Genomic DNA, 23,677 nt, shown 5'->3' with positions numbered 1-23,677 from the left:
CGCAGTAAGGAAAGGGCGGCCCGGAGGCCGCCCTTTCCACATCCTGAGGGAGGAGACCTCAGAAGAAGCCGAGCTTGTTGGGATTGTAGCTCATCAGGATGTTCTTGGTCTGCTGGTAGTGGTCCAGCATCATCTTGTGGGTCTCGCGCCCGATGCCCGATTGCTTGTAGCCGCCAAAGGCCGCATGGGCTGGATAGGCGTGGTAATTGTTGACCCAGACGCGGCCCGCCTCGATGGCGCGGCCAAAGCGGTAGCAACGGTTCGCATCGCGCGACCAGACGCCGGCGCCGAGGCCGTACATCGTGTCATTGGCGATGGCGAGCGCCTCTTCCTCGTCCTTGAAGGTCGTGACCGAGACCACGGGGCCAAAGATCTCTTCCTGGAAGACGCGCATCTTGTTGTGGCCTTTCAGGATGGTCGGCTGAATGTAGTAGCCGTTGGCGAGCTCCCCGTTGAACCGGGCCGCCGCGCCGCCGGTCAGAACTTCGGCCCCTTCCTCGACGCCGATGGTCAGGTAAGAGGTGATCTTGTCCTGCTGTTCCTTGCTGGCCTGCGCCCCGACCATGGTTTCCATATCGCGCGGATCACCTTGCTTGATCGCCTCGACGCGCGCGATGCAGCGCTTAATGAACTCCTCGTAGATGTCTTCCTGGATCAATGCGCGGCTGGGGCAGGTGCAGACCTCACCCTGGTTGAAGGCGAACAGGACAAACCCCTCGACCGCCTTGTCGAGATAGGCGTCATCCTCGGCCATCACGTCCGAGAAGAAGATATTGGGGGATTTGCCGCCAAGTTCCAGCGTCACCGGGATCAGGTTTTCCGTCGCGGCCTTCATGATGATCCGGCCGGTTTCGGTCGATCCGGTGAAGGCGATCTTGGCGATCCGCGGGCTGGTGGCCAGCGGTGCCCCCACCTCGGGGCCCATGCCGTTCACCACGTTCAGAACGCCCGCGGGCAGCAGGTCGGCGACCAGCTCGGCCAACACCATGATCGCGGCGGGGGTCTGTTCGGCGGGCTTCAGCACGATGCAATTGCCGGCGGCCAGCGCGGGCGCTAGTTTCCATGCCGCCATCAGGATCGAGAAATTCCACGGAATGATCTGACCCACGACACCCAGCGGTTCGTGGAAATGGTAGGCCACGGTATCGGCGTCGATTTCCGACATGGTGCCTTCCTGCGCGCGCAGGACACCGGCGAAATAGCGGAAATGATCGACCGAAAGGGGAATATCGGCGGCGGTCGTCTCGCGGATCGGCTTGCCGTTGTCCCATGTCTCGGCCTGCGCCAGAAGCTCGAGGTTCTCTTCCAGCCGGTCGGCGATTTTCAGAAGCGTGTTGGCGCGCTCGGCGGGGCTGGTTTTGCCCCAGCCGTCCTTGGCGGCGTGGGCCGCATCCAGCGCCAGCTCCACGTCCGCGGCATCGGACCGGGCCACTTCGCAGACCACCGCACCGGTGATCGGCGTGACGTTCTCGAAATACCGGCCATTCACGGGGGCCACGAACCGGCCTCCGATGAAGTTGTCGTAACGGGTCTTGAAGGGCGACGTGTACGTGCCCGCGATCTGGGTCATCTCGTTCATGAGATCCTCCTCCTAAACAGACGCCCGGCTCCCTCCGGGCGATGGAAAGAGCATCCGGCCAGGGTCTGATCGGAGTCAGCCGGGGCAGGGCAGGTGGATCGCGCCACCTGTCTCAGGACTGAGACAGTCTTAGCGGGTCTCGTCGATCCCGAGGCGTTTCATCCGCCGATAAAGCGTCGCGCGCCCGATCCCGAGGGCGCGCGCGGCCTTGGACACGTTTCCGCCTGCGCGGGTCAGGGCGCGCATCACGGCGGCGCGTTCGGCTTTCTCGAAGCCGGTCGGTCCGTCGCCGCGTCCCAGCAGATCGCCCGCCGGCACGGGAGAGATCGGCCCGCTCTGCGACAGGCCGAACGCGCGGCGCGCCCCGCGCGTGGCCCCGATGACGATATCGTGGCTGTCGATGGCAAGAAGCGTCGCCGCCTCGGTGTCGAGCGCTTCGGCAACGAGGATACGCGCATCGCGAAAGCTGGTCCGAAACGCATCGCTTTCGATTTGGCGGGCCGTCTGGGCCACCATCGCCGCGATCAGCCGGTTGAAGCCCTCGGTCTGGTCGGCCCGCGCCGAAGACACGTCGAGCGCCCCAAGGATGCTGCCATCCGGTCCGTAAATCGGCGCGTCCATGCAACTCATCGCTGTGTTCCTGGCATGGAAATGCTCGTCGCGATGAATGGTGACACGGCGGTTCTCGGCGAGGCAGGTGCCGATCCCGTTCGTGCCTTCGGAACGCTCCGACCAATCCGCGCCGGGCCAAAGCCCCCAGTCATCGAACACCCCGGCATCGGCATCCGACGCCCGGATATCCAGCACGACCCCTTCTTCATCGGTCAGAAGAACACCGCATCCGGAACTGCCCACAAGTTGATAAAGCGCATCGAGCCGCGGCGTCGCCACGCGCATCAGCGCCTCGGACCGGTCACGCCGTTCGGCCAGTGCGCCCTCGGTGACGCGGTTCACGCCGTCCCGCTGCGCCGGGTCCAATCCGTGATGGTCGAGAGACCGCCGCCACGACGCAGCAAGACGCGAGCGCGCCGCCGCCTGCGCATTGGACGCAGTTTCGATCACGCGGCTTGCGTGGCGGTCTGAAGATCTGGAGATGGCGTTTTCCTCCCGCACACAACCATAGGGTTGGCCGCGCAGCTTGGGAAGGCGCTTATTCCGCGGCCTCGGGCAGGCCCTCTCGCGCGGCGGTCGTGTCGGCGTCGTTCGGATAGACGAGCCCCGCCGAGATCACGAGTTTCGCGGCATCCTCCACCGACATGTCGAGGATCGTCACATCCTTGCGCGGCACGAAGAGCAGAAAGCCGGAGGTCGGGTTCGGCGTCGTCGGCAGAAAGACCGAAACCATTTCCTCGGGGCCATGGCGTTTCGAGATCTCGCCCTTGGCCGTGGTCGAGATGAAGGCGATGGCCCAGATCCCCTTGCGCGGGTATTCCACGAGGCAGGCCTTGTCGAAATTCTGCTGTCCCTGCGCCAGCACGGTTTCCACGATCTGTTTCAGCCCCGAGTAGAGCGAGCGGATCAGCGGGATCGACAGCACGAGGCTCTCGGCCCACAGGATGAGCGACCGCCCGATCAGACCCTTGGCGATCCAGCCCACGAGGATCGTGAACAGCAGGAAGGTCACCACGCCGATGCCGCGGATGTTCACCTCGATCCCGGTATATTCGCGGATCAGCGTCGACGGGTTGTAGGCCTGCGGGATGAAGGGCAGCACCCAGCTGTCGATCCACCCCGTCAATGTCCAGATCAGCCAGATCGTCACGCCAATCGGCGTGATCACGATCAGCCCGGTCAGAAAGCTCGACCGGAGCGAGGCGAGAAAACCGCGTTTCGGCGGTGGTGGCGTTGGCGGGAGCTGCATGCGTGTCTGGGCTGTGTCCAATCCGTCAGTGGTTATCTAGGCACAGGCGCAGGGCGGCACAAGCGCGGATGCGGGGCAGGGCAGGAACAGTTCGTTTTCAGCCCAACAGAGCCCGCGCAATGCGCGCCGCAAGCCGTGCATTGTTCAGAACGAGGGCGATATTGGCCTCCAGCGACTGTCCCTCGGTCAATTCGAACAGGCGCTGCAACAGGAAGGGCGTGACAGCCTTGCCTGCAATGCCCTGCGCATCGGCTTCGGCCTGCGCCTGCGCGATCAGCGGTGCCAGCCTGTCGGCCGGGATCTCTGCCTCGAGCGGGATTGGGTTCGCCACCAGTTGCCCGCCGGGCAAACCGAGGGCCCCGCGCATACGATGCGCTGCCGCGATTTCCTCGGGCGTGTCGAGGCGCAGCGGCGCGGCCAAGCCGCTCTGCCGGCTCCAGAACGCGGGGAAGGCGTCTTGCACGTGGGCGATGACCGGAACGCCGAGCGTTTCCAGCACTTCGAGCGTCTTGGGCAGGTCGAGGATCGCCTTCGCCCCGGCGGCAACCACCGTCACGGGCGTCTGCGCCAGTTCCTGCAAATCGGCGGAGATGTCGAAACTGTCCTCTGCGCCCTTGTGAACCCCGCCGATCCCTCCCGTGGCAAAAACCGCGATCCCGGCGCGCGCGGCGCAGATCATCGTCGCGGCCACGGTCGTGGCACCCACGCCCCCTTGCGCCAGGCAGACCGCAAGATCCGCCCGGCTCAGCTTGGCCACGCCCTTGGCCTGGGCCAGCGCGTCCAGCTCTGCGTCCGACAGGCCCACCCGAATGCGCCCGCCCATCACGGCGATGGTGGCGGGCACGGCGCCGCTGGCCCGCACCTCGGCTTCGACGCGCCGGGCGGTTTCGAGGTTCTGCGGATAAGGCATGCCATGGGTGATGATCGTGGATTCCAGCGCCACGACCGCTCGCCCCTCCGCCTGCGCGGCGGCCACCTCATCCGATCGTACGATCACGTCATCCATGGTCTTCTCCAGCGACATAGGCGGCGGCGGCCAGCACCGCCTGGTTCAATGCGTCCTCGCGGCCCGCACCGCGCAGTTCTGCTGCAATATGGGCGGCCATGAAGGTGTCGCCTGCGCCCGTGACCCGCCGTGCCTTTATCCGGGGCGGCGTGCACAGGCGGCAGCCGGCGTCATCTGCACAGGCCGCGGCGTCACCGCCCTCGGTCACCAGGGCCCGGTGCGCACCGGCTGTAACCAGGGCCTCGGCCGCGGCTTGCGCCCCGGCATGGACCGTGCCGGTCAGCAGCCCGGCCTCTTCGAGGTTCACGTAAAGCGTGGCGCGCGGATGGCCGATCAGAGGGCGCAAGCGTTCCGCCTTGCCGGGCGAAGCCGGGGCAAGACGCAGATCGGAGGCGGCGAAGACCGGGCTTTTAGCGATCTCGGCCAGAAGGTCCTCCGTCAGGTTCCCATCCACCGCGACCGGCCCGGACCAGGGCGCCTCGGGGGCGCCAAGGCGTCCATCCCACAGCGGCACGAGGATGCGCGCGCCCGCCGCTTCCAGCGAGTGGGCATCGGCAATCGCCGCGATCAGGTTGCCCTGCGCCTCGATCGCCATGTAGCGATCCGTCGGCAAGTCCGGATCGACCAGCATATGCTGGGTCATCAGCCCCATGCGCCCGCAGGCCGACATCAGGTCCCGCCCCTCGGGGTCGTCGCCCACGACCGAGATCAGCGCGGGCGTCAGGTCGAACCGGCGCAGCGTCATCGCGATGTTGAGCGCCACGCCACCCGGCAGGCGGGTGATGCGGCCGGGCTTGTCGTTGCCCGCCACCATCGGCAGGTCGCTTCGGCCGATCACGTCCCACAGGACGGAGCCGATGCACAGGATATCAGGACGGGCACTCATGCGCGCCGTGGTAACCGCACACCCCGCACAGGTCCATCGCGAAACGAGTCCCTTTTCATCTTGGCCAAAAAACCTCCGGGGGACGCGCCGAAGGCGCGGGGGGCAGAGCCCCCACACCCGCCCGCCAAGCCGCGCAAAGGGGCAGGGGGGTTGCCATTCCCCGCCAAACCCCCTAAAGGCGCGCTCATCACTCAGGCGAAGGCGGGCCTGCGGGGGAGACATCCCCGTGCGTCCACCGGTTGGGGCATCCGCCCCTGATCCTTCGCCCCAGGCGCAAACCGGAAAGGACCAAGGACATGGCGCTTCCTGATTTCTCTTTGCGTCAGCTGCTTGAAGCTGGCGTTCACTTCGGCCACCAGACCCAACGCTGGAACCCGCGCATGGCACCGTACATCTACGGTGACCGCAACGGCATCCACATTCTGGACCTCACCCAGACCGTCGAGCTGCTGGACCAGGCGCTCAACGTCGTACGCGAAACCGTCGCCAAGGGCGGCCGCATCCTCTTCGTCGGCACCAAGCGCCAGGCGCAGAAGCCCGTCGCCGAAGCCGCCGAGCGTTGTGCGCAGTACTACATGAACCACCGTTGGCTGGGCGGCACGCTTACCAACTGGAAGACGGTGTCGAACTCGATCCAGCGTCTCAAGCACATCGACGAGCAGATGGAGCAGGGCCTCGAAGGCCTGACCAAGAAGGAACGCCTCGGCATGGAGCGTGACCAGGTCAAGCTGCAGGCCTCGCTCGGCGGGATCCGCGAAATGGGCGGTCTGCCCGACCTGCTGTTCGTGATCGACGTCAACAAGGAAGACCTGGCCATCGCCGAAGCCAAGAAGCTGGGTATCCCGGTCGTCGCGGTCGTCGACACCAACTGCTCGCCCGAGGGTGTGGATTACATCATCCCCGGCAACGACGACGCGGCGCGCGCCATCGCGCTCTACTGCGACCTGATCAGCCGCGCGGCGCTGGACGGCATGAGCGCCCAGCTGGAAACCGCCGGTGTCGATCTCGGCGCGCTGGAAGAAGGCAGCGTCGAAGAAGCGTTGGCCGAAGACGCCGCCGCCGACGCCCCTGCCGCAGAGGCCCCGGCCGAGGAAAACGCCGGCTCCTGAGCCGCCGTCACATCCCTGACACGCGGGCCGGGGTAGAACCCGGCCCGACCACCGTTTCAATCCAGGAGATCAGACCATGGCGATTACCGCTGCAATGGTGAAGGAACTGCGCGAAGCAACCGGCGCAGGCATGATGGACGCCAAGAAGGCGCTGACCGAAAACGATGGCGACATGGAAGCTGCAACCGACTGGCTGCGCACCAAGGGTCTCGCCAAGGCCGCCAAGAAGTCTGGCCGCACCGCGGCCGAGGGCCTGGTGGCTGTCGCGACCGATGGTGGCGCCGCCGTGGCCGTCGAAGTGAACGCCGAGACCGACTTCGTCGCCAAGAACGCCGAGTTCCAGTCGATGGTGGCCGATATCGCGCAGGCCGCGCTCAAGGCCGATGACATCGACGCGCTGAAAGCGGCCGACCTGGGCGGCAAGACGGTCGAGGAAACCCTCACCGACAAGATCGCCAAGATCGGCGAGAACATGAGCGTGCGCCGCATGGCCAAGATCTCGGGCGACAAGGTGGTGTCCTACATCCACAACGCCGCCGGCGAGGGCATGGGCAAGATCGGCGTTCTGGTCGCCTTCTCGGGTGACGACGAAGCCTTCGCCCGCCAGGTCGCGATGCACGTCGCCGCCGTGAACCCCGCCGCCCTGAACGAGGATGAGCTGGACCAGGCCATCGTCGACAAGGAGCGCCAGGTTCAGATCGATATCGCGCGCGAATCGGGCAAGCCCGAGCAGGTCATCGAGAAGATGATCGAAGGCCGTATGAAGAAGTTCCTCGCCGAGGTCACCCTCGTGAACCAGGCCTTCGTGGTGAACCCCGACCTGACCGTCGGCGCCGCCGCGAAAGAAGCCGGTGTTACGCTGTCGGGCTTCATCCGTCTCGAAGTCGGTGAAGGCATCGAGAAGAAAGAAGAGAATTTCGCGGAAGAAGTGGCCAAGGCCGCTCAGGGCTGATCGCCCGAACGCAAGAAATTGGAAACGGGGCAGGGGTCAAACCCTGCCCTTTTTCTTTGGGCGGCAGCGTGGGGAAAGGGTGGGCCCGGCGCAGGGTTTGGGGACAGCGCGCCGGGCCCGAATGACGAGCGCGCTACCGGTGGCAATACAACCGGCAACGCGTTCGCAACCCGACGCGGGACAGCCTCGGGACTGAACTTCGGGACGGGACTATGCCGCCCCCGCAAGCTCAATGTTCCAGGCTAAATTGCCTTCACTCGCGGAACAGGGGTGACCTTGCGTCAGAACCGGAGATATCGAAAGTCAGGGAATCCTTACCTTTTGATATTCTGATCGAAAGACGCAACGCAACTCACTGAATTCGCGAAAGAAAACATCAGTTTGTCATGGGGCAGGGACGTCATCAGCGCCGCCTGGCGATGGTGCCCGGCATCTTCGGCGGGCTGGAATCGCCGCCTGCACCGTCCAGCCGGAAGATCTGGTTGAGGATCGAGGCCTTGCGCACCGCTTGCGCCGTCGTCTCGACGCCAAGGGCATCACGCGCGCCGCGCAGGTGCTTTTCCACGGTCGCCACGTTGCGCTCCAGCAAAAGGGCGATGTCCTGCATTGTCTTACCGTCGGCGACCAGTTCCAGGACCTCGGACTGCCGCGGTGTCAAAAGACGCTGCTGACCCGTCGCCGGAAGTTGCAGGATACACAGGTGCGCGACGTTGTTGATGATCTCGATTTCGTCGCCATGCTCGGCCCAGATCGCATCCGCATCCGCTTGCGTCATGCCTTTCTCGACCGCCATGCCGATCCCGGCATTCGCGTTCTTGATCGCCATCGGAAAACTGATCGTGTAGCCTGCAACGATGCCGTGACGCTCGTTCAGCGCGCGCATGGCTCTCTCGCCGTCAGTCAAGGGAAGATCCTGCATCTGCGCATAGACCTGCGCCCATGACGCGACGCCGACATTCTCGATGGCCCACCGCATCATCACACCATCGCGGAACATGCCGCCATCGACATACGCCTCGACGTAATCCGTTGGCATGGTGGTCAGTAGCAGGGCATCTTCAGGATTGTCGTACAGGCCAGCGCCGCGAAACGCGTTGAACGCGTAGAACAGACGATCAAACCCAAACTCGGCCATGACCTTGCTGTGATGCGCCCAAAGGTCGTCGACCGTGGTCATTTCGAGGTAAGGGCGCAGCCGTTTCATTTTCGAGTCCTGTCGAGATACTGGTGAAGCGCATCAAGGGCGATCGGATAGCCAGCGGCGCCGAACCCCTGGATCACGCCGATACAGACCGGCGCGATGAGCGAGACGTGCCGAAACGCCTCGCGCGCATGCGTGTTGGAGAGGTGCAACTCGATCACCGGAAGCTCCGTCGCCGATATGGCATCGCGCAGCGCGACCGAGGTGTGGGTGTAAGCGCCGGCGTTCAGAACCACGCCATCGGCTTTGCCACGCGCGTCGTGCAGATGATCGACCAGGCTGCCTTCGTGGTTCGACTGCGCGAAATCGAGGGTCGCGCCGAGCGTCTCGGCCTTGGCATGGCAGGTGGCTTCGATATCGGCCAGCGTGTCCGAGCCGTAGATCGTGGGCTCTCGCGTGCCAAGTAGATTCAGGTTTGGCCCGTTCAGAACGAGGTAATGCATGAGATAAATCGCTGTCCCTTTGATCTTGCAGTATAATCACCGCTGACGCCGCGTCGATAGCAGAAACGGGGCACCGGCACAGGGTTCGCCATGGCCGCAGGACGCAGGCGTAATATCGTTTCAAGTAAATAGCTTGGGCTGTGCAGCTCAGGCAATGCATCCGCCGCCGCACCAATTCGGCCCATGCCTAATATTTACATAATCATGATTATCGGCCAAATGGATGGGCGCGTCGCGACGGCCGGTCTTCGGCTTACCCCAGCGCGTATCCCGCGCCGCGCACCGTTCGGATCGGATCGCCGGCTGCATCTGCCCGCAGCGCCTTGCGCAGACGTCCGACATGAACGTCCACCGTGCGGCTGTCGACATAGATGTCGCGCCCCCACACGCGGTCGAGGAGTTGCTCGCGGCTCCAGACGCGACCGGGCCGTTCCATGAACGCGGTCAGCAGCCGGAACTCGGTCGGCCCGAGGCTGAGCGCATCCCCTCCCCTGTAGACCCGGTGTTCGGTCATATCGAGGACGATATCCTCGTATTCCAACCGTTCGCCGACCGCGGCCGGACGGATTCGGCGCAACTGCGTGCGCAGCCGCGCCAGCAATTCGGCGACGGAATACGGCTTGGTCACATAGTCATCCGCCCCGATCTCGAGCCCGCGGACGCGGTCGGTTTCCTCGGAGCGTGCCGAGAGCATGATGATCGGGATACCGGCCGTGTCGGTCCCCATCTTGAGCTGGCGGCACACCTCGATCCCCGAGACATTGGGCAGCATCCAGTCGAGGATGATGACATCGGGCGGCGTCTCGCGCACCACGGTCAGGGCTTCGTCGCCGGCCTCGGCTGTCAGCACGTCATAGCCTTCGGCGCGGATGTTGTAGGCCAGAACCTCGCGCTGCGCGGGTTCGTCCTCAACGACCAGAACGGTGGGTTCGCCAGCCATCGTCGTCTCTCCTACCCTGGGCCCGAGGCCCTGTTACGCCATCGGCACCGCGTTGGCCTTGGGCCGTTCATCGTCGGGCAATTCGCCGGTCACCAGATACATCACCTGCTCGGCGATCGAGGTCGCGTGGTCGCCCATGCGCTCGATGTTCTTGGCCATGAAATGCAGGTGCATGCAGGTGGTGATGTTGCGCGGATCTTCCATCATGAAGGTCAGGTATTCGCGAAACAGCGCGGAATACATCTGGTCGACCTCGATATCGCGCTCGCGGACGTCCTGCGCCTTGTCGGCGTCCTGCTGGATATAGGCATCCAGCACGTCCTTGAGCATCAACTCGACCTGGCGCGCCATGCGCCGCAGAGAGGCGCCGGTGCCTTCGACCGGCGGATGCTCGATGATCGCCTCGGAGCGTTTCGCGATGTTCTTGGCGTAATCACCGATCCGTTCGAGATTGTTCGAGATGCGGAAGACCGTCAGCACGGTGCGCAGATCGCGTGCGATGGGCTGGCGGCGGGCGATGATGTTCGCCGCTTCTTCGTTGATGGTCTGGTCCAGCGCGTCAATGGCGGCATCTCCTGCCCGCACCTTCTGCGCCAGTTCGACATCGCGCGTATCGAGCGCCTTGGCCGCGTCCGAGATCGCTTCTTCGACCAAGCCGCCCATCCGCATGATGAGGCCTTGAATCCCTTCGAGATCACGGTCGAAGGAGCTGACGATATGTTCTGAAGTCGGCATGTCTGATCGCCCTGCCCTTGTGAATTACCCGATGCGCCCGGTGATGTAGCTTTCGGTGCGCGGGTCCTCGGGATTGCTGAAAATCTTGGTCGTGTCGTCGAACTCGACAAGGTTGCCAAGGTGGAAGAACGCGGTCTTCTGGCTGACGCGCGCGGCCTGCTGCATGGAGTGGGTCACGATGACCACCGAGAAGTTCTCGCGCAACTCGTCGATCAATTCCTCGACCTGGGCCGTGGCGATCGGGTCGAGCGCGGAACAGGGCTCGTCCATCAACAGGACCTCGGGGTTCGTGGCCACGGCGCGCGCGATGCACAGCCGCTGCTGCTGGCCGCCCGACAGGCCCGTGCCCGGCTGGTCGAGACGGTCTTTCGCCTCGTCCCAGAGGGCGGCTCGGCGGAGCGACTTCTCGACGATCTCGTCCAACTCGCCTTTCGACTTCGCCAGCCCGTGGATCTTGGGGCCATAGGCGACATTGTCATAGATCGACTTGGGGAACGGGTTGGGCTTCTGGAACACCATGCCCACCTTGGCGCGCAGCTGCACCGGATCGACGCGCTTGTCGTAGATATCCTCGCCATCGAGCAGGATTTCCCCCTCGACGCGGGCGATGTCGATCGTGTCGTTCATCCGGTTCAGGCAGCGCAGGAAGGTCGACTTGCCACAGCCCGACGGGCCGATGAAGGCGGTCACCGTCTTGTCGTTGATATCGACATCCACGTCCTTGATGGCGTGCGTGTCGCCGTAAAAGACCTGCACATGGCGCGCCGAGATCTTGATGTCTTCGCTGCCGACGCTGTTGCGGGTCATCAGCATGTCGTTCATGTCCGTATCCTCCATGGGATTACCACCTCCGCTCGAACCGGCGCCGTAGAATGATCGCGATGAAGTTCAACGCAAATAGCAGGAGCAGCATCACGATGATAGCCGCTTGGGCCAGGCCTTCGCGCACGGGGGCGTCTTCGTTCTGGGCAAAGAGGTAGACCACCGTCGGCATCGACTGCGCCTGCTCCAGCAGACCGCCCGAGAAGGGCGAGGACAGGATGTCGGCACCGGTCGAGACCGACAGGCCGATCAGCAGAAGCGGCGCGGTTTCGCCAAGGGCCTGCGCGATGCCGATGATCGTCCCGGTCAGGATGCCGGGCGCGGCCAGCGGCAGCACGTGGTGGAACACCGTCTGAACCTTGGACGCCCCGATCCCGAGCGCGGCATCACGGATCGAGGGCGGCACGGCCTTGAGCGCGGCACGGGTGGCGATCACGATGGTGGGCAGCGTCATCAGCGACAGGACCAGCCCCCCGAGCAACGCCGTGCCCCGGATAGAGTTTCCGAACCCCAGTTCCGTCAGCGTGAACAGGATCGCCGCGCCAAGGATGCCGAACACGATGGACGGCACGGCGGCGAGGTTGGCGATATTGATCTCGATGAAATCGGTGATCTTGTTCTTGGGCGCGAACTCTTCGAGGTAGATCGACGCGGCCACCCCGAAGATCAGCGAGAAGACCAGCACCACCAGCATCATGTAGGCCGAGCCCATCAGCGCCGGGCCGATCCCCGCCACCTCGCCATTCTGCGAATAGACATTGGTGAAGAAGCTCCAGCGGAAATTGCGGTCGATGATGCCCGCCTCCACCATCTCGTCCACGATGGCGAGTTGCGCTTCGTTGAAACCGGGCGGCATGTTCGCCTGCCCCTCGCCCGACAATTCACCCGACAGGTAGCGCGTCACCGAGATGTCGATCGGAACGCCCTCTTGCGCGGTTTCGCCGACGAGGTCGGGGTTGGCAACAAGACGGTCGCGCACGTCGCGCCGGTTCGCGGCATAGATGATGGCCGACAGGTCGCCATCATCGAACTGGTCGGGCTGGCGCAGGAAACCGGCGGCGTCGAACAGCGCCTGCTGGTAGCCGGTCGCGGTCAAGGCGTCGGCGGCGTCACTGAGCGCGCCCTGCCCTGCGGTTGCGGCAATCTCGGCGAGGGTCGCGGCGGCCTCGGCGAACCCGGCCTCGGCCAACGCCGTGCTTGCGGTCTCCAGGGCCTCGACCGCGCCGGCCTGATCGTCGCCGCCAAGGGCGCTGGCCGCGGCCCGCAGGGTGTTGCCGGTCTGACCCAACAGGCGCGCGCCCTCGGACGGGGCCCCTGCCCCGGCGATGATCTCGGCGCCACCCGACAGGCCGGCGGCACTCAGGCGTTCGACCGCTTCCTCGATCCACCGATCCGCGACGACCTGCGCCACGTCGATCCCGGCGCTGTCCAGCGTGCGCTTTAGCGAAATGAGGAAAATGCCGCGTTCAAACCCGGAACGCAGGCTGACATCCCCGATCTCTTCCGGCGTCACGGGCCCGCCATCGGGGTTCAGGATCTCGGGGTCGTAATAGATCTCGATCTCGGCCTGGTACTGGAACAGCGCCGGGATGCCGCGCGAAAAGATCGACCACAGCAGAACGGCGAGGAAGAACAGCACCAGCGTGATGGCAGCCACCCCGAGGTAGCGCAGCGCGGCCCCCTTGCGATGGCGCTGCTTGACCTGCGCCGACCGCTCGTAGAGCGAGACGCGGGCGGCCGGGGGGATCGGCGCGTCGAAACCAGTTGCGTCGGTCATTAGTCGTACTGCTCCCGGTATTTGGCGACCATGCGCTGTGCCAGAAGGTTCAGACCCAGCGTGATGAAGAAGAGGGTGAAGGCCAGCGCGAAAACCGCCAGCACGTCGATGGAGTCAAAGCCCGACCCTTCGCCGGTCAGAACCGCGACGATGCGCGTCGTCACAGTGACCACCGCGCCGAACGGGTTCGGCTCCAGCCCCGTGACGTTCGACAGCGCGCCCGCGGCCAGAACCACGATCATCGTCTCGCCGATGGCGCGCGAGGCGGCGAGGACGATGGCCCCCACGATCCCCGGCAGGGCGGCGGGCAGGATCACCTGTAGAACGGTCTCGGACGGTGTGGCGCCCAGCCCGAGCGAGCCATCGCGCATCGCCTGCGGCACGGCGTTGATAACGTCATCCGACAGCGACGACACAAAGGGCACCAGCATCATGCCCATCACCGTCCCGGCGGTGACGACCGACACCGTGTTCGGCATGACGGTGGAGCCGACAACCGCCTGCAGGAAGGGGCCGATCGTGACCAGCGCGAAGATGCCGTAAACGATGGTCGGCACACCGGCGAGGATCTCGAGCGCCGGTTTGACCCAGGCACGCACCCGTTTCGAGGCGAATTCCGACAGGTAGATCGCGGCGAAGAGGCCCAAGGGCACGGAAACCAGCAGCGCGACAAGGGCGATGTAAAGCGTGCCCCAGATCAGCGGCAGGAAGCCGAGCGCGGATTCGTATTCGCCATCATGCCCCTCGGGCACGCCCGCCACGTCGCCCGCCGGAGCCCATTCGAGGCCGAAGAGGAAGTTGAAGACCCCGTATTCGCGGAAGAAGGTCAGCGAGGGTGCGGTCAGTGCGTAAAGGATCGCGACGGTGGTCAGGATCGCCATGGTCGACGCGAAAACCAGGAACCCGCGCGCCCAGCCCTCAACGGCGATGCGGGCGCGGAAGTCGCGCTTGATCAGCGCCAGCGACAGCGCGAACCCGATCACGGAGAGGGCAATCGCCAGGGCGGGTCCGGTCACGGCCAGACCCCGGTTGAAGCTGCGCAGGCTCAGCGCATGGGTCAGCGCGCCTTGCGTCACGGAAGCGCCGACAACCTGCCCATCGGCGCGCAGGCGTTCCTGCAACGGCGCCAGATCGGCACGCCAGTTTCCGACCTCCGCCTCGGTCGCGTTGCCGTTGGCGATGTAGCCGTCGATGGCGACGGCAAGGCTTTTGACATTCGCGATGAACAGATCGCGACGCCCCTCGATGCGGATCTCGATTTCACGGTCGGAGAGGCCCTCGCGCTGGTCCAGCGGCAGGCGCAGCTCGGGTTGATCGTCGGGCACGATCGCTTCGACATAGATGTTCGACACCAGCCCCGAGAAGAAGCTCCAGAAAATGATCAGCACGAAAGCCGGCGCGGCTGTCGCCAGCGCCACGTGCCAGCCATGCTGCTTGGGCAGGGAATGAAGCGAGGATTGGTCCCCGCCCGCCGCGCTGATGGCGCGCTTTCGCCCAAGAACGAACCCCACAGCCGCGAGGATGAACACGATCAGCAAAGCGGTCGGCAGGGTGAGAAGAGCAGACATGCTGGGCCTTTTGGACTGGGCGAGCCGTGGGTCGTTTTGGCGGAAACGGGCGGCCGCACCGGGCCGCCCGCACCGTTGGGTTCAGGCGTTGGCCTTACTGGCCGAGCGCGGCAATCATTTCCTGGGTCGCGGCCAGTTCCGGATCAGGCACGAGGCCATATTCGGAGAGCGGGCCGCCGGGGCCGGCGATCTCGTCGGAGATGAAGAACTCGACATATTCCAGCAGGCCGGGGATGACGCCGATATGCTCCTGCTTGACGTAGAACTGCAGCGGGCGCGACACCGGGTACTCGCCCGAAGCGATGGTCTCGGTCGAGGGCGTGATGCCCGACATGGTGGCAACCTGCAGACGGTCGGTATTGTTCTCGTAGAACGACAGGCCGAAGACGCCGATGCCGGTGGGCGTGGAGTCGAGGTTGGCCAGCGTCTGGGTGTAGTCGCCTTCGATGTCGACCGAGGCACCATCGGTGCGCAACGTGATGCAGGCCTCTTCGGCGGCATCTTCGTCCATGCCCATTTCGACCATCGCGTCGAACGCGCCGGTGGCTTCACAGCCGGCCAGGATCACGTTCTCTTCAAAGACTTCGCGGGTGCCGTGGTTGGTGCCCGGGATGAAGGCGTTGATGGCCTGATCCGGCAGGTCGCCGTTGACATCGGCCCACGAGCTGTTGGGGTTGGCGACCATTTCGCCGTCCATCGGGATCTCGGCGGCCAGCGCCATGTACCAGTCGGCCGGGGTGAAGGCGAAGGACGGGCCGTTGATGTCCGAGGCGAACACGATGCCGTCATAGCCAAAGCGCACTTCGATCGGGGTCACGCCGTTGGCGGCGCAGACTTCGGCCTCGGAGTCCTTCATCAGGCTCGACGAGTTGGCGATGTCGATGGTGCCTTCGCCAACGCCTTCGCAGAGCAGGCGACGGCCGGTCGACGACCCGCCGCCTTCAACGACGGGAGTGGCGAAATCGGTCTCGGCACCGAAGGCTTCGGCAACGATGTTGGCGTAGGGCAGAACGGTGGACGAACCAGCGATCTGCACGTTGTCACGACCCTGTGCAACGGCGGCGGTGGCGGACACGGCGGCCACGGCCAGAGCCGAGACAGAAAGTTTGACGAGCGACATGAATGACTCTCCTAGGTTTTCAGACATCGCGAACGCGCAGTCTGTTTTTGCGCGCGCTCAGCGGCGACCTATCGGCCTGGCACAACGCTTCTGTGACAGTTGCGTAACAGTTTTATGACAGCGCCCCTTGCCGCTGCGTCAATTGTCATCCGGGCCTTGGGTTTCGCCCGCGACCTGCTGCCACAGCACATGGGACAGGGGCCTCAAACAGCGGGAAAAATCGCGCTGAAGGTGCTGCCCTGCCCCGCCACCGAACTGATCCGCAGCCGACCGCGATGGCGGTTCACGATATGCTTCACGATGGCCAGCCCGAGGCCCGTTCCCCCCATCTCGCGCGAGCGGTGGGTGTCGATGCGGTAGAATCGCTCGGTGAGTCGCGGAATGTGCCGCGCCTCGATCCCTTCGCCGCGGTCGATCACGTCCACGCGCAGGACCGTTCCCTTCATCGAGCCGCTGCCCGCCTCGGCCACGAGGCGCAATGTCACCGGCTTGTTCGGCCCCCCGTATTTCAGCGCGTTTTCCGCAAGGTTCAGGAACACCTGCATCAACTGGTCCCGGTCGCCCTGGATCACCGTGCGCTGCCCGTCGGGAACGTGGCGCTCGATCTCCAGCGTGTTGCCGGAGTCCTGCGCCGCGGGGCGCAGCGCGGCCACCACCCCGTCCAGCACGGCGGAAAGATCGACCTCGTCCGACGGGCGCATGCGTTCCTGGCTTTCCACGCGGCTGAGCGACAGCAGGTCCGAGACCAGCCTGTTCATCCGCCGCGCCTCGGCCTCCATGATCCCCAGGAACCGGTCCTGCGCCGCCGGGTCACTCCGCGCCGGGCCGCGCAGCGTTTCGATGAACCCCATCACGGCAGTGAGCGGCGTGCGCAACTCGTGGCTGACATTCGCGACGAAATCGCGGCGCATCTCCTCGGCCTCGCGCAGGTGGGTGATGTCGGTGAAATGCAGTAGAACGGGCACCCGGTTCGCGCGCAGCGACCGATCCGGTCCGACGGGCAAGGGCGTGATGCGCACGCGGAACTGCGTCACACCGGCGGTGTCGGGCAACTCGAAGCGCGACTCGCCCCCCTTTTCGCCCGATTGAGCCGCCTCGATCCGGCCCAGAAGGCCCGGCTGCCGCAGCACCGTGGCGTAGTTGCGCCCCGTGATCCAATCGCCGAACAGCTGGCAGGCCGCGAGGTTGGTCACCGCCACCGTCCCCGTCGCGTCGAGATAGAGCATCGGCTCGGGCACGGCGCCAAGCACCGATTCGAGCAGGTCGTTCAGCGGCGTGTCACTCATGCGGAAAATCCGATGCTGGAAAACGGCGGGGGCCCCCCTGCTTTCAGTAGGACCGAATCCGGCGCGTGTTCAACCGCGCGGCGCGAACGCTCGCCGCAGGGTGGCGGGGTTTTGTCCCATGATCGCGGCACGCGCGAGTAACCGACCAGATTTCTGCGGCGGACGCGCATCGGGGTGCGAAGAAAACTTCCTATCAAACGAAAGTATTGTTAGACTCAACTGTGTCGCGCGGCCCCGCTCGCCGCCGCGGAACCGGGGCCGCGCGGTGCCAGACACCGTGCAGGGACAGCCGTTTTCCGGTTGAACGAGTATGAGAGACACAGGCCAGAAGCCCGGTCCCAGATCCACGCAACGCGACGCCCATGCCAGCGATGTGCAAGGTGGCCGCGTGTTGGCGGTGGCGCTCTCCTCCGACGTGCTGGACCTGCTGCCGCGCAACGTGCTCGAACCCCATTCCTACATCGCCCGCGCGTCGTATGACGAGCTCGACTCGATGCATTTCTCGGGCCCGGATGCGCCGGCGCTGGTTCTATCGCCGCTTCTGACGCCACTTTTCGACGCCATCGACCTTGCACGTTACCTCAGCCAGCGCGCCTACCGGGGCCGTTACCTTGCGCTGGTCGACAAGCTCCCCTCGGCCAACCTCATCCGGCGCGAGGTCGAGGCGCAGTCGCCCGACCTGAATTTCGACGTGGTGGTGCTGGATGGCTCCACCCCGTTGCACTCGCTTTGATCCGCGCGACGGTCCTCTTGCTGCTGGCGGCCCTGCCCGCGACTGCACAGGAAAATTTCACCGACCGCATTGCCGGGCGCTATGCCGGCGGCATCGGCCTGCCCCAAGGCAGCCCCTGTCCGCCAGCCGCCCCCGAAGGCGGTCGTCCCGTCGGCTTCGAGGGCGAGACCTATTACGGTGCGAATTTCACCTGCCGCTTCCACACCGCAACCCCGGTGCGCGGCATGGATGCGATCCTCTACGATGTCAGTTGCACCGGCGAGACGGGCACGCCCTATGATGCCGGGCGCACGATGCTGATGCCCACCGAGGACGGGCTATGGTTCATACAGGATGGAAGGATGCAATTTTGGCCGCGCTGCACCGATTGACCCTCGCTCTGGCGCTCTGCGCCACGCCGCTTTCCGCGCAGGAGGATTTCCTCGCGCGCCTCGAAGGGGCCTACCTGCCCCCCGCCCCGGAGGCCGCACATTTCAGCTGTGACGGTCAATGGGGCCTGATCGGCGGGCGCCTCGGCATCCGCGACGGCCAGTTGATCGGATTGGAGAACGCCTGCACCCTCACCGACCCGGTCGAGGTGCGCGGCATGGACGCGATGCTTTTCGACACGCAATGCGCCGGTGAAGGCGTCGAATACGATGGCGGGCGGGTGATGCTGATGGCGACCCGCGCAGGGATCGCCATCATAAGCGATGGATCGGTCGTCGAATGGACCCGCTGCCCGGATTAAACGGCGGCCAGCCCCTGCTCGAAATCCGAGATCAGCAGATCGATTTCCTCGATCCCGACCGAGACGCGGAAGAACCCGTCGCTCATGCCCAGTTCGGCCCGCGCCTCGGAGGTCAGGGCGCGGTGGCTGGAGCTTGCCGGGTGGCTGAGCGTCGTGCCCACATCCCCCAGCGTCGGCGCGAAGGGCAGTTGCGGCGCGGCCTCGACCATGCGGTTCGCGGCCCGCTCGTCGCCCTCGATCTCGAAGCTGACCATGTTGCCGGTCCGCTCGCCCAACAGCGCCTTGGCGCGTGCGCGATCCGGGTGATCGTCCCGGCCAGGGTAAAGCACGCGTTTGACCTTGGGGTGCCCGGCCAGGAAATCGGCCAGCGCGGCGGCATTCGCCTCGGCCCGGTCATAGCGCAGCGGGAAGGTGTATAGCCCCCGTTCGGCCAGCCAGCATTCATAGGGCGACGGCGTCAGCCCGGTGGTCACCGCAAAATCGTAGATCGCCTTTTGCAGCGCCGCGTCCTTGGCCACGACATAGCCCAGCGTCACGTCGGAATGGCCAGCCAACAGCTTCGTCACCGAGTGGATCACGATATCCGCGCCATGCTCGAAGGGCCGCCAGGCGCGCGGCGTGGTGAAGGTGTTGTCCACGGCCAGAAGCACGCCCGCCTCGCGCGCGACCTTGGCGATGCCCTCCATGTCCGCCACCCGCAGGGTCGGGTTCGACACGACCTCGACCAGGATCATCTTGGTCTCGGGGCGGATCGCGGCGCGCACGGCCTCGGCATCGGTCGGGTCGGCCACGCTGGTCGCGATCCCGAAGCGGCCCAGGTCCTGGTGCATCAGGCGCAGCGACCGGCCATAAAGCTGGTTGCCGCCCACCACGTGATCCCCGGCGCCCATCAGCCCCATCAGCGCCGCTGTCACCGCCGCCATGCCCGACCCGGTGACGATACCGCCCTCGGCCCCCTCCATGGCGTCGATCTTGCGCGCCAGAAGCGTCGCGTTCGGATGGCCTTCGCGGGCGTAGGTATAGCCCGTCTCGCGCCCCTCGTATTGTGCATGCAGCGTGTCGATCGAGGGCGAGGCATAGACGACCGAGGGCTGGATCGGCGTGACCACGGGGCGGCTGACGCCCTCGGCCAGCGGCATCCGCCGCACAAGGGTTTCGGGGCGGGTATTGCGGCGATCGTCGCTCATCTGGGGCCTCTCTCGGTTGCTCGGACGGCGCATCTAACACCCCGCCCCGGCAAGAGAAAAGGGCCGACGTCGCGGCCCCTTCCCGATGCATCTTTATCCCCCGAACATGCCGGGGGGAGGCCGCAAGGCCGGGGGGCAGAGCCCCCCTGCCCGGCCGGCCCAATGCGATCATGGCCGGACGGTGCCGTCGCCCGTTACCAGATACTTGAACGAGGTCAGCTGCTCGGCCCCCACCGGCCCGCGCGCATGCATCTTGCCGGTCGCAATCCCGATCTCGGCCCCCATGCCGAACTCGCCGCCATCGGCGAACTGGGTCGAGGCGTTGCGCATCAGGATCGCCGAATCGAGCCGTTGGAAGAAGCGCTGCGCCGCCGCGTCATCCTCGGTGATGATGCTGTCGGTATGGTTCGAGCCATAGCGCCGGATATGGGCAATGGCCGCGTCGATATCGTCCACAACCCTGGCCGCGATGATCATGTCGAGGAACTCTCGCCCGTAATCCGCCTCGGTGGCCGGAACGACGCCCTCGATCTTCTGCAACTCGGCATCGCCGCGCACCTCGACCCCGGCGTCGATCAGGGCGCGCACCACGCCCTGCCCGATCGTGTCCAACACGTCGCGATGGATCAGCAAGCATTCCGCCGATCCGCAGATGCCCGTGCGCCGCGTCTTGGCGTTCAGCGTCACCTTCAGCGCCTTCTCCGCGTCGGCGCTCGCATCGAGATAGACGTGACAGATCCCTTCGAGATGGGCAAAGACCGGCACCCGTGCCTCGCGCTGCACCAGGCCGACAAGGCCCTTGCCGCCACGCGGCACGATCACGTCGACATACTCGGTCATGGTCAGAAGCTGGCGCACCGCCTCGCGGTCGCGGGTCGGGACCAGTTGCACCGCGTCCTCGGGCAGCTCGGCGGCGCGCAGGCCCGCCTTCAGGCACTCGGCCAGCACGCCGGAGGAATGAAAGCTCTCCGAGCCGCCGCGCAGGATCACTGCGTTGCCGGATTTCAGGCACAGCGCGCCTGCATCAGCCGTTACGTTGGGGCGGGACTCGTAGATCACGCCGATCACGCCGAGGGGCGTGCGCACCCGCTGGATATGAAGGCCCGACGCCATGTCCCATTCGGTCATCACCGCGCCCACGGGATCGTCCTGCGCGGCCACGGCCTCCAGCCCCTTGGCGATGCTCTCGATCCGGCCCGCATCCAGCATCAGCCGGTCCATCATCGCCGCGCTGAGGCCCTTGTCGCGGCCAAAGGCCATGTCCTTTTCATTCGCCGCGATGATCTCGCCCTCGCGCGCGCGCACCTCGGCCGCGGCCACCTCGAGCGCCCTGCGCTTCGCCTCTGGCGCGGCAAAGGCCAGCTCGGCACTCGCAGCACGCGCGCGGCGGCCGATCTCGTCCATCAGGGCGGCGATCTCTTGGCTGTCAGGCAGGTCTTTCATGGCGAACCTCATCTCGGGGTTGCGGTGAAGATACGGGGTTTTCGCAGGATCAGGAAGGCTTCAGAGAACCATGTCGTCGCGATGGACCAGCGCGGCGCGGGCTGGATAGCCCAGGATCGCCTCGATCTCGTCCGAGCGGCGCCCCGCGATGGCGCGCGCTTCCCTGGCGGTGTAGCGGCTGAGCCCAAGGCCAAGCGCCGCCCCGTCGGGGCCCTCCATCCGCACCGGGTCGCCGCGCTGGAAATCGCCCGACACGTCGGTGACGCCCGCGGGCAACAGCGATTTGCCCCGCCCCAGCGCTGCCGCCGCCCCGGCATCGAGGCGCAGCACCCCGCGGGGTTTCATGGCCGAGATCCAGCGCTTGCGCGCCGCCTGCGGGTCAAGCGTCGCGATGAACCAGGTTGACCGCGCGCCCTCGTCCAGCGCGGAAAGCGGGCGCAAACCCCGGCCTTCGGCAATCGCCATGGCGCAACCCGCGCCGGTCGCGGTGCGCGCGGCCATCAGCTTGGTCTTCATCCCGCCTTTCGACAGGCCCGACCCGGCATCGCCGGCCATCGCCTCGATCTCGGGGGTGATCGCCTCGACCACGGGCAGGTGCCGCGCGCTCGGGTCCTCGTTCGGATTGGCAGTGTAAAGGCCATCGACATCGGACAGCAGCACGCAGGTATCGGCCCCCGCCATCACGGCCACATTCGCCGCCAGGCGGTCATTGTCGCCGTAGCGGATCTCGTCGGTGGCGATGGTGTCGTTCTCGTTGACGATCGGGACGACGCTCCGCGCCAGAAGGGCCGCCATGGTCGCGCGGGTGTTCAGGTACCGCCGCCGGTCGCCGCTATCGTCCAGCGTCAGCAGGATCTGCGCGGTGGTGATGCCATGGGGCGCGAACGCTTCTTCATAGGCGCGCGCCAGCCGGATCTGGCCCACCGCGGCCGCCGCCTGCGCCTCGTCCAGCGACAGCGCGCCCTGCCCCAGCGCCAGCACCCCCCGCCCCAACGCGATGGAGCCGGAGGAGACAAGGATAACGTCCACCCCGCGCGCCTTGAGCATGGCCACGTCCAGCGCCAGCGCGCGCAGCCAATCGGCCTTGAGCGCGCCGGTCTCGCGATCCACCAACAGGGCCGAGCCGATCTTGACGACCAGCCGTTTCGCCTCCGCCAGGCCCACGGGGCGCGCCTCGGCGCTCAGGGCCGCCACGGCTCGGGCTCCTCGCGGTCGGCGCGCATGCGCAGCCGGTCCGCGTCGATCTTGGAGCGCAGCACGCGCAGAACCTCGACCAGCCCGGTGCGCGCCACCCCCGACATGGTCATCACCTCGCCCCCCGTTTCGGCCTGCAGCGCCGCGCGCTTTTCGTCGATCTCCTCATCCATCAGCGCGTCGATCTTGTTGAGCACCGTCACGCGCGGCTTCTCGGCCAGCCCGCCGCCATAGGCCTCAAGCTCTTCGATGATCGTGTGGTAATCGGCCACCACGTCCTCGGACGTGCCGTCGATCAGGTGCAAGAGGACCGCGCAGCGCTCCACATGCCCAAGGAACAGGTCCCCCAGCCCCCGCCCCTCATGCGCGCCTTCGATCAGGCCGGGGATGTCCGCCACGACGAACTCCGCGCCATCGACACCCACGACGCCCAGGTTCGGATGCAGCGTGGTAAAGGGATAGTCGGCGATCTTGGGCCGCGCGTTCGAGGTCGCCGCCAGAAAGGTCGATTTGCCCGCATTCGGCAGGCCCAACAGGCCCACATCCGCGATCAGCTTCAGCCGCAGCCAGATCGTGCGCTCCACCCCCGGCTGGCCGGGATTCGCGCGGCGCGGGGCCTGGTTGGTCGCGGTCTTGAAATGCAGGTTGCCAAAGCCGCCATTGCCGCCCTTGGCCAGCAACACCCGGTCGCCCACCTTGGCAAGGTCGGCGATCACCGTTTCCTCGTCTTCTTCGAGGATCTCGGTGCCCGCCGGAACGCGCAGCACGATATCGTCGCCGCCCGCACCGGTGCGCTGCTTGCCCATGCCGGGCGTGCCGTTCTTGGCGAAGAAATGCTGCTGGTAGCGGAAATCGATCAGGGTGTTCAGCCCGTCGACCGCCTCGGCCCAGACATCGCCGCCGCGCCCGCCATCGCCGCCATCGGGCCCGCCATATTCGACGAACTTTTCGCGGTGAAAGCTGACCGCCCCACCGCCGCCGCTGCCCGAGCGGATGTAAACCTTGGCTAGATCGAGAAATTTCATCGGGTCACCGGGTCGAGGCGCAAGGCCTCCCCTTCATCTTGGCAAAAAAACTCCGGGGAGCGCGAGGGGCTGGCCCCTCG

Annotated in this window: 23 protein-coding genes; 5 read left to right on the top strand and 18 right to left on the bottom strand. The window is 65.9% G+C overall.

The window, feature by feature from the left end; genetic code table 11:
• Positions 1-58 precede the first annotated feature (58 nt).
• The 5 genes from adh to KUV65_RS02930 form a co-directional block, all read right to left on the bottom strand.
• Entirely contained in the window at positions 59-1,570 is a 1,512-nt protein-coding gene (gene adh, locus KUV65_RS02950) for an aldehyde dehydrogenase (protein WP_374107065.1), read from the bottom strand.
• 138 nt (positions 1,571-1,708) lie between these two features.
• Positions 1,709-2,641, bottom strand: a complete 933-nt coding sequence (locus tag KUV65_RS02945; protein WP_308124493.1) for a helix-turn-helix domain-containing protein — start codon at positions 2,639-2,641, stop codon at positions 1,709-1,711.
• Positions 2,642-2,729: 88 nt separating this feature from the next.
• Entirely contained in the window at positions 2,730-3,440 is a 711-nt protein-coding gene (locus tag KUV65_RS02940) for a DUF502 domain-containing protein (RefSeq protein ID WP_222187379.1), read from the bottom strand.
• Positions 3,441-3,537: 97 nt separating this feature from the next.
• Positions 3,538-4,464 carry a pseudouridine-5'-phosphate glycosidase gene (locus tag KUV65_RS02935; protein WP_222187378.1) on the bottom strand — a complete coding sequence of 309 codons (927 nt, stop codon included), beginning with the start codon at positions 4,462-4,464 and terminating at the stop codon, positions 3,538-3,540.
• Positions 4,439-5,332 (bottom strand): PfkB family carbohydrate kinase, encoded by an 894-nt coding sequence (locus KUV65_RS02930; RefSeq protein WP_222187377.1) that lies wholly within the window; start codon positions 5,330-5,332, stop codon positions 4,439-4,441. The genes KUV65_RS02935 and KUV65_RS02930 overlap by 26 nt, the downstream gene beginning before the upstream one ends.
• A 296-nt stretch (positions 5,333-5,628) precedes the next feature.
• Here KUV65_RS02930 and rpsB point away from each other — a divergent pair, with 296 nt between their 5' ends.
• Complete coding sequence (gene rpsB, locus KUV65_RS02925) at positions 5,629-6,441, top strand: 30S ribosomal protein S2 (protein WP_222187376.1); 813 nt, start codon at positions 5,629-5,631, stop codon at positions 6,439-6,441.
• Between the two features lie 76 nt (positions 6,442-6,517).
• Positions 6,518-7,393 (top strand): translation elongation factor Ts, encoded by an 876-nt coding sequence (tsf, locus tag KUV65_RS02920; protein WP_222187374.1) that lies wholly within the window; start codon positions 6,518-6,520, stop codon positions 7,391-7,393.
• A 403-nt stretch (positions 7,394-7,796) separates the two neighbouring features.
• Here tsf and KUV65_RS02915 read toward each other — a convergent pair whose 3' ends face one another.
• The 9 genes from KUV65_RS02915 to KUV65_RS02875 all read right to left on the bottom strand — a co-directional run bounded on the left by KUV65_RS02915 (position 7,797) and on the right by KUV65_RS02875 (position 17,285).
• A complete protein-coding gene (locus KUV65_RS02915; protein ID WP_222187373.1) occupies positions 7,797-8,597 on the bottom strand; it encodes a helix-turn-helix transcriptional regulator in 801 nt (266 codons plus the stop codon).
• Entirely contained in the window at positions 8,594-9,037 is a 444-nt protein-coding gene (gene aroQ / locus KUV65_RS02910) for a type II 3-dehydroquinate dehydratase (protein ID WP_222187372.1), read from the bottom strand. The genes KUV65_RS02915 and aroQ overlap by 4 nt, the downstream gene beginning before the upstream one ends.
• Positions 9,038-9,290: 253 nt before the next feature.
• Positions 9,291-9,977 carry a phosphate regulon transcriptional regulator PhoB gene (gene phoB, locus KUV65_RS02905; protein WP_222187371.1) on the bottom strand — a complete coding sequence of 229 codons (687 nt, stop codon included), beginning with the start codon at positions 9,975-9,977 and terminating at the stop codon, positions 9,291-9,293.
• Positions 9,978-10,010: 33 nt separating this feature from the next.
• A complete protein-coding gene (phoU, locus tag KUV65_RS02900) occupies positions 10,011-10,712 on the bottom strand; it encodes a phosphate signaling complex protein PhoU (RefSeq protein ID WP_222187370.1) in 702 nt (233 codons plus the stop codon).
• A gap of 24 nt (positions 10,713-10,736) precedes the next feature.
• Positions 10,737-11,525 carry a phosphate ABC transporter ATP-binding protein PstB gene (pstB, locus tag KUV65_RS02895; RefSeq protein ID WP_261331649.1) on the bottom strand — a complete coding sequence of 263 codons (789 nt, stop codon included), beginning with the start codon at positions 11,523-11,525 and terminating at the stop codon, positions 10,737-10,739.
• Positions 11,526-11,553: 28 nt separating this feature from the next.
• Positions 11,554-13,311: a phosphate ABC transporter permease PstA gene (pstA, locus tag KUV65_RS02890; RefSeq protein WP_222187368.1), complete on the bottom strand. Its 1,758-nt coding sequence runs from the start codon at positions 13,309-13,311 to the stop codon at positions 11,554-11,556.
• On the bottom strand, positions 13,311-14,879 hold the full coding sequence (pstC, locus tag KUV65_RS02885) for a phosphate ABC transporter permease subunit PstC (protein ID WP_222187366.1): 1,569 nt from the start codon (positions 14,877-14,879) through the stop codon (positions 13,311-13,313). The genes pstA and pstC overlap by 1 nt, the downstream gene beginning before the upstream one ends.
• A 94-nt stretch (positions 14,880-14,973) precedes the next feature.
• On the bottom strand, positions 14,974-15,999 hold the full coding sequence (locus KUV65_RS02880) for a PstS family phosphate ABC transporter substrate-binding protein (protein WP_222187364.1): 1,026 nt from the start codon (positions 15,997-15,999) through the stop codon (positions 14,974-14,976).
• Between the two features lie 203 nt (positions 16,000-16,202).
• Positions 16,203-17,285 carry an ATP-binding protein gene (locus KUV65_RS02875; protein WP_222187362.1) on the bottom strand — a complete coding sequence of 361 codons (1,083 nt, stop codon included), beginning with the start codon at positions 17,283-17,285 and terminating at the stop codon, positions 16,203-16,205.
• A 310-nt stretch (positions 17,286-17,595) separates the two neighbouring features.
• Between KUV65_RS02875 and KUV65_RS02870 the strand changes: the two genes are divergently transcribed.
• From KUV65_RS02870 to KUV65_RS02860, 3 genes are read left to right on the top strand one after another with little or no spacing between them, the layout of a single operon-like run.
• Positions 17,596-18,018, top strand: a complete 423-nt coding sequence (locus KUV65_RS02870; protein ID WP_222187360.1) for a hypothetical protein — start codon at positions 17,596-17,598, stop codon at positions 18,016-18,018.
• Entirely contained in the window at positions 18,015-18,389 is a 375-nt protein-coding gene (locus tag KUV65_RS02865) for a hypothetical protein (protein WP_222187358.1), read from the top strand. Before KUV65_RS02870 ends, KUV65_RS02865 begins: the two co-directional genes overlap by 4 nt.
• Entirely contained in the window at positions 18,386-18,748 is a 363-nt protein-coding gene (locus KUV65_RS02860; RefSeq protein WP_222187356.1) for a hypothetical protein, read from the top strand. Before KUV65_RS02865 ends, KUV65_RS02860 begins: the two co-directional genes overlap by 4 nt.
• Here the strand turns inward: KUV65_RS02860 and KUV65_RS02855 are convergent.
• The 4 genes from KUV65_RS02855 to obgE form a co-directional block, all read right to left on the bottom strand.
• Positions 18,745-19,935, bottom strand: coding sequence for a trans-sulfuration enzyme family protein (locus tag KUV65_RS02855; protein WP_222187354.1), 1,191 nt, complete (start codon positions 19,933-19,935; stop codon positions 18,745-18,747). The genes KUV65_RS02860 and KUV65_RS02855 overlap by 4 nt on opposite strands.
• A gap of 168 nt (positions 19,936-20,103) precedes the next feature.
• The gene (locus KUV65_RS02850) at positions 20,104-21,378 is read right to left on the bottom strand and encodes a glutamate-5-semialdehyde dehydrogenase (protein WP_222187352.1); all 1,275 of its coding nucleotides are present in this window, start codon (positions 21,376-21,378) and stop codon (positions 20,104-20,106) included.
• A 60-nt stretch (positions 21,379-21,438) separates the two neighbouring features.
• Positions 21,439-22,572: a glutamate 5-kinase gene (gene proB / locus KUV65_RS02845; RefSeq protein ID WP_308124492.1), complete on the bottom strand. Its 1,134-nt coding sequence runs from the start codon at positions 22,570-22,572 to the stop codon at positions 21,439-21,441.
• Positions 22,560-23,597: a GTPase ObgE gene (obgE, locus tag KUV65_RS02840; protein ID WP_222187350.1), complete on the bottom strand. Its 1,038-nt coding sequence runs from the start codon at positions 23,595-23,597 to the stop codon at positions 22,560-22,562. The genes proB and obgE overlap by 13 nt, the downstream gene beginning before the upstream one ends.
• Positions 23,598-23,677: the final 80 nt, after the last annotated feature.

This window comes from Maritalea mobilis (assembly GCF_019800885.1).
Taxonomy (GTDB): Bacteria; Pseudomonadota; Alphaproteobacteria; order Rhodobacterales; family Rhodobacteraceae; genus Roseibacterium; species Roseibacterium beibuensis.
The sequence above is the reverse complement of the archived record's forward strand: the minus strand, read 5'-3'. Positions and strand labels throughout refer to the sequence as shown.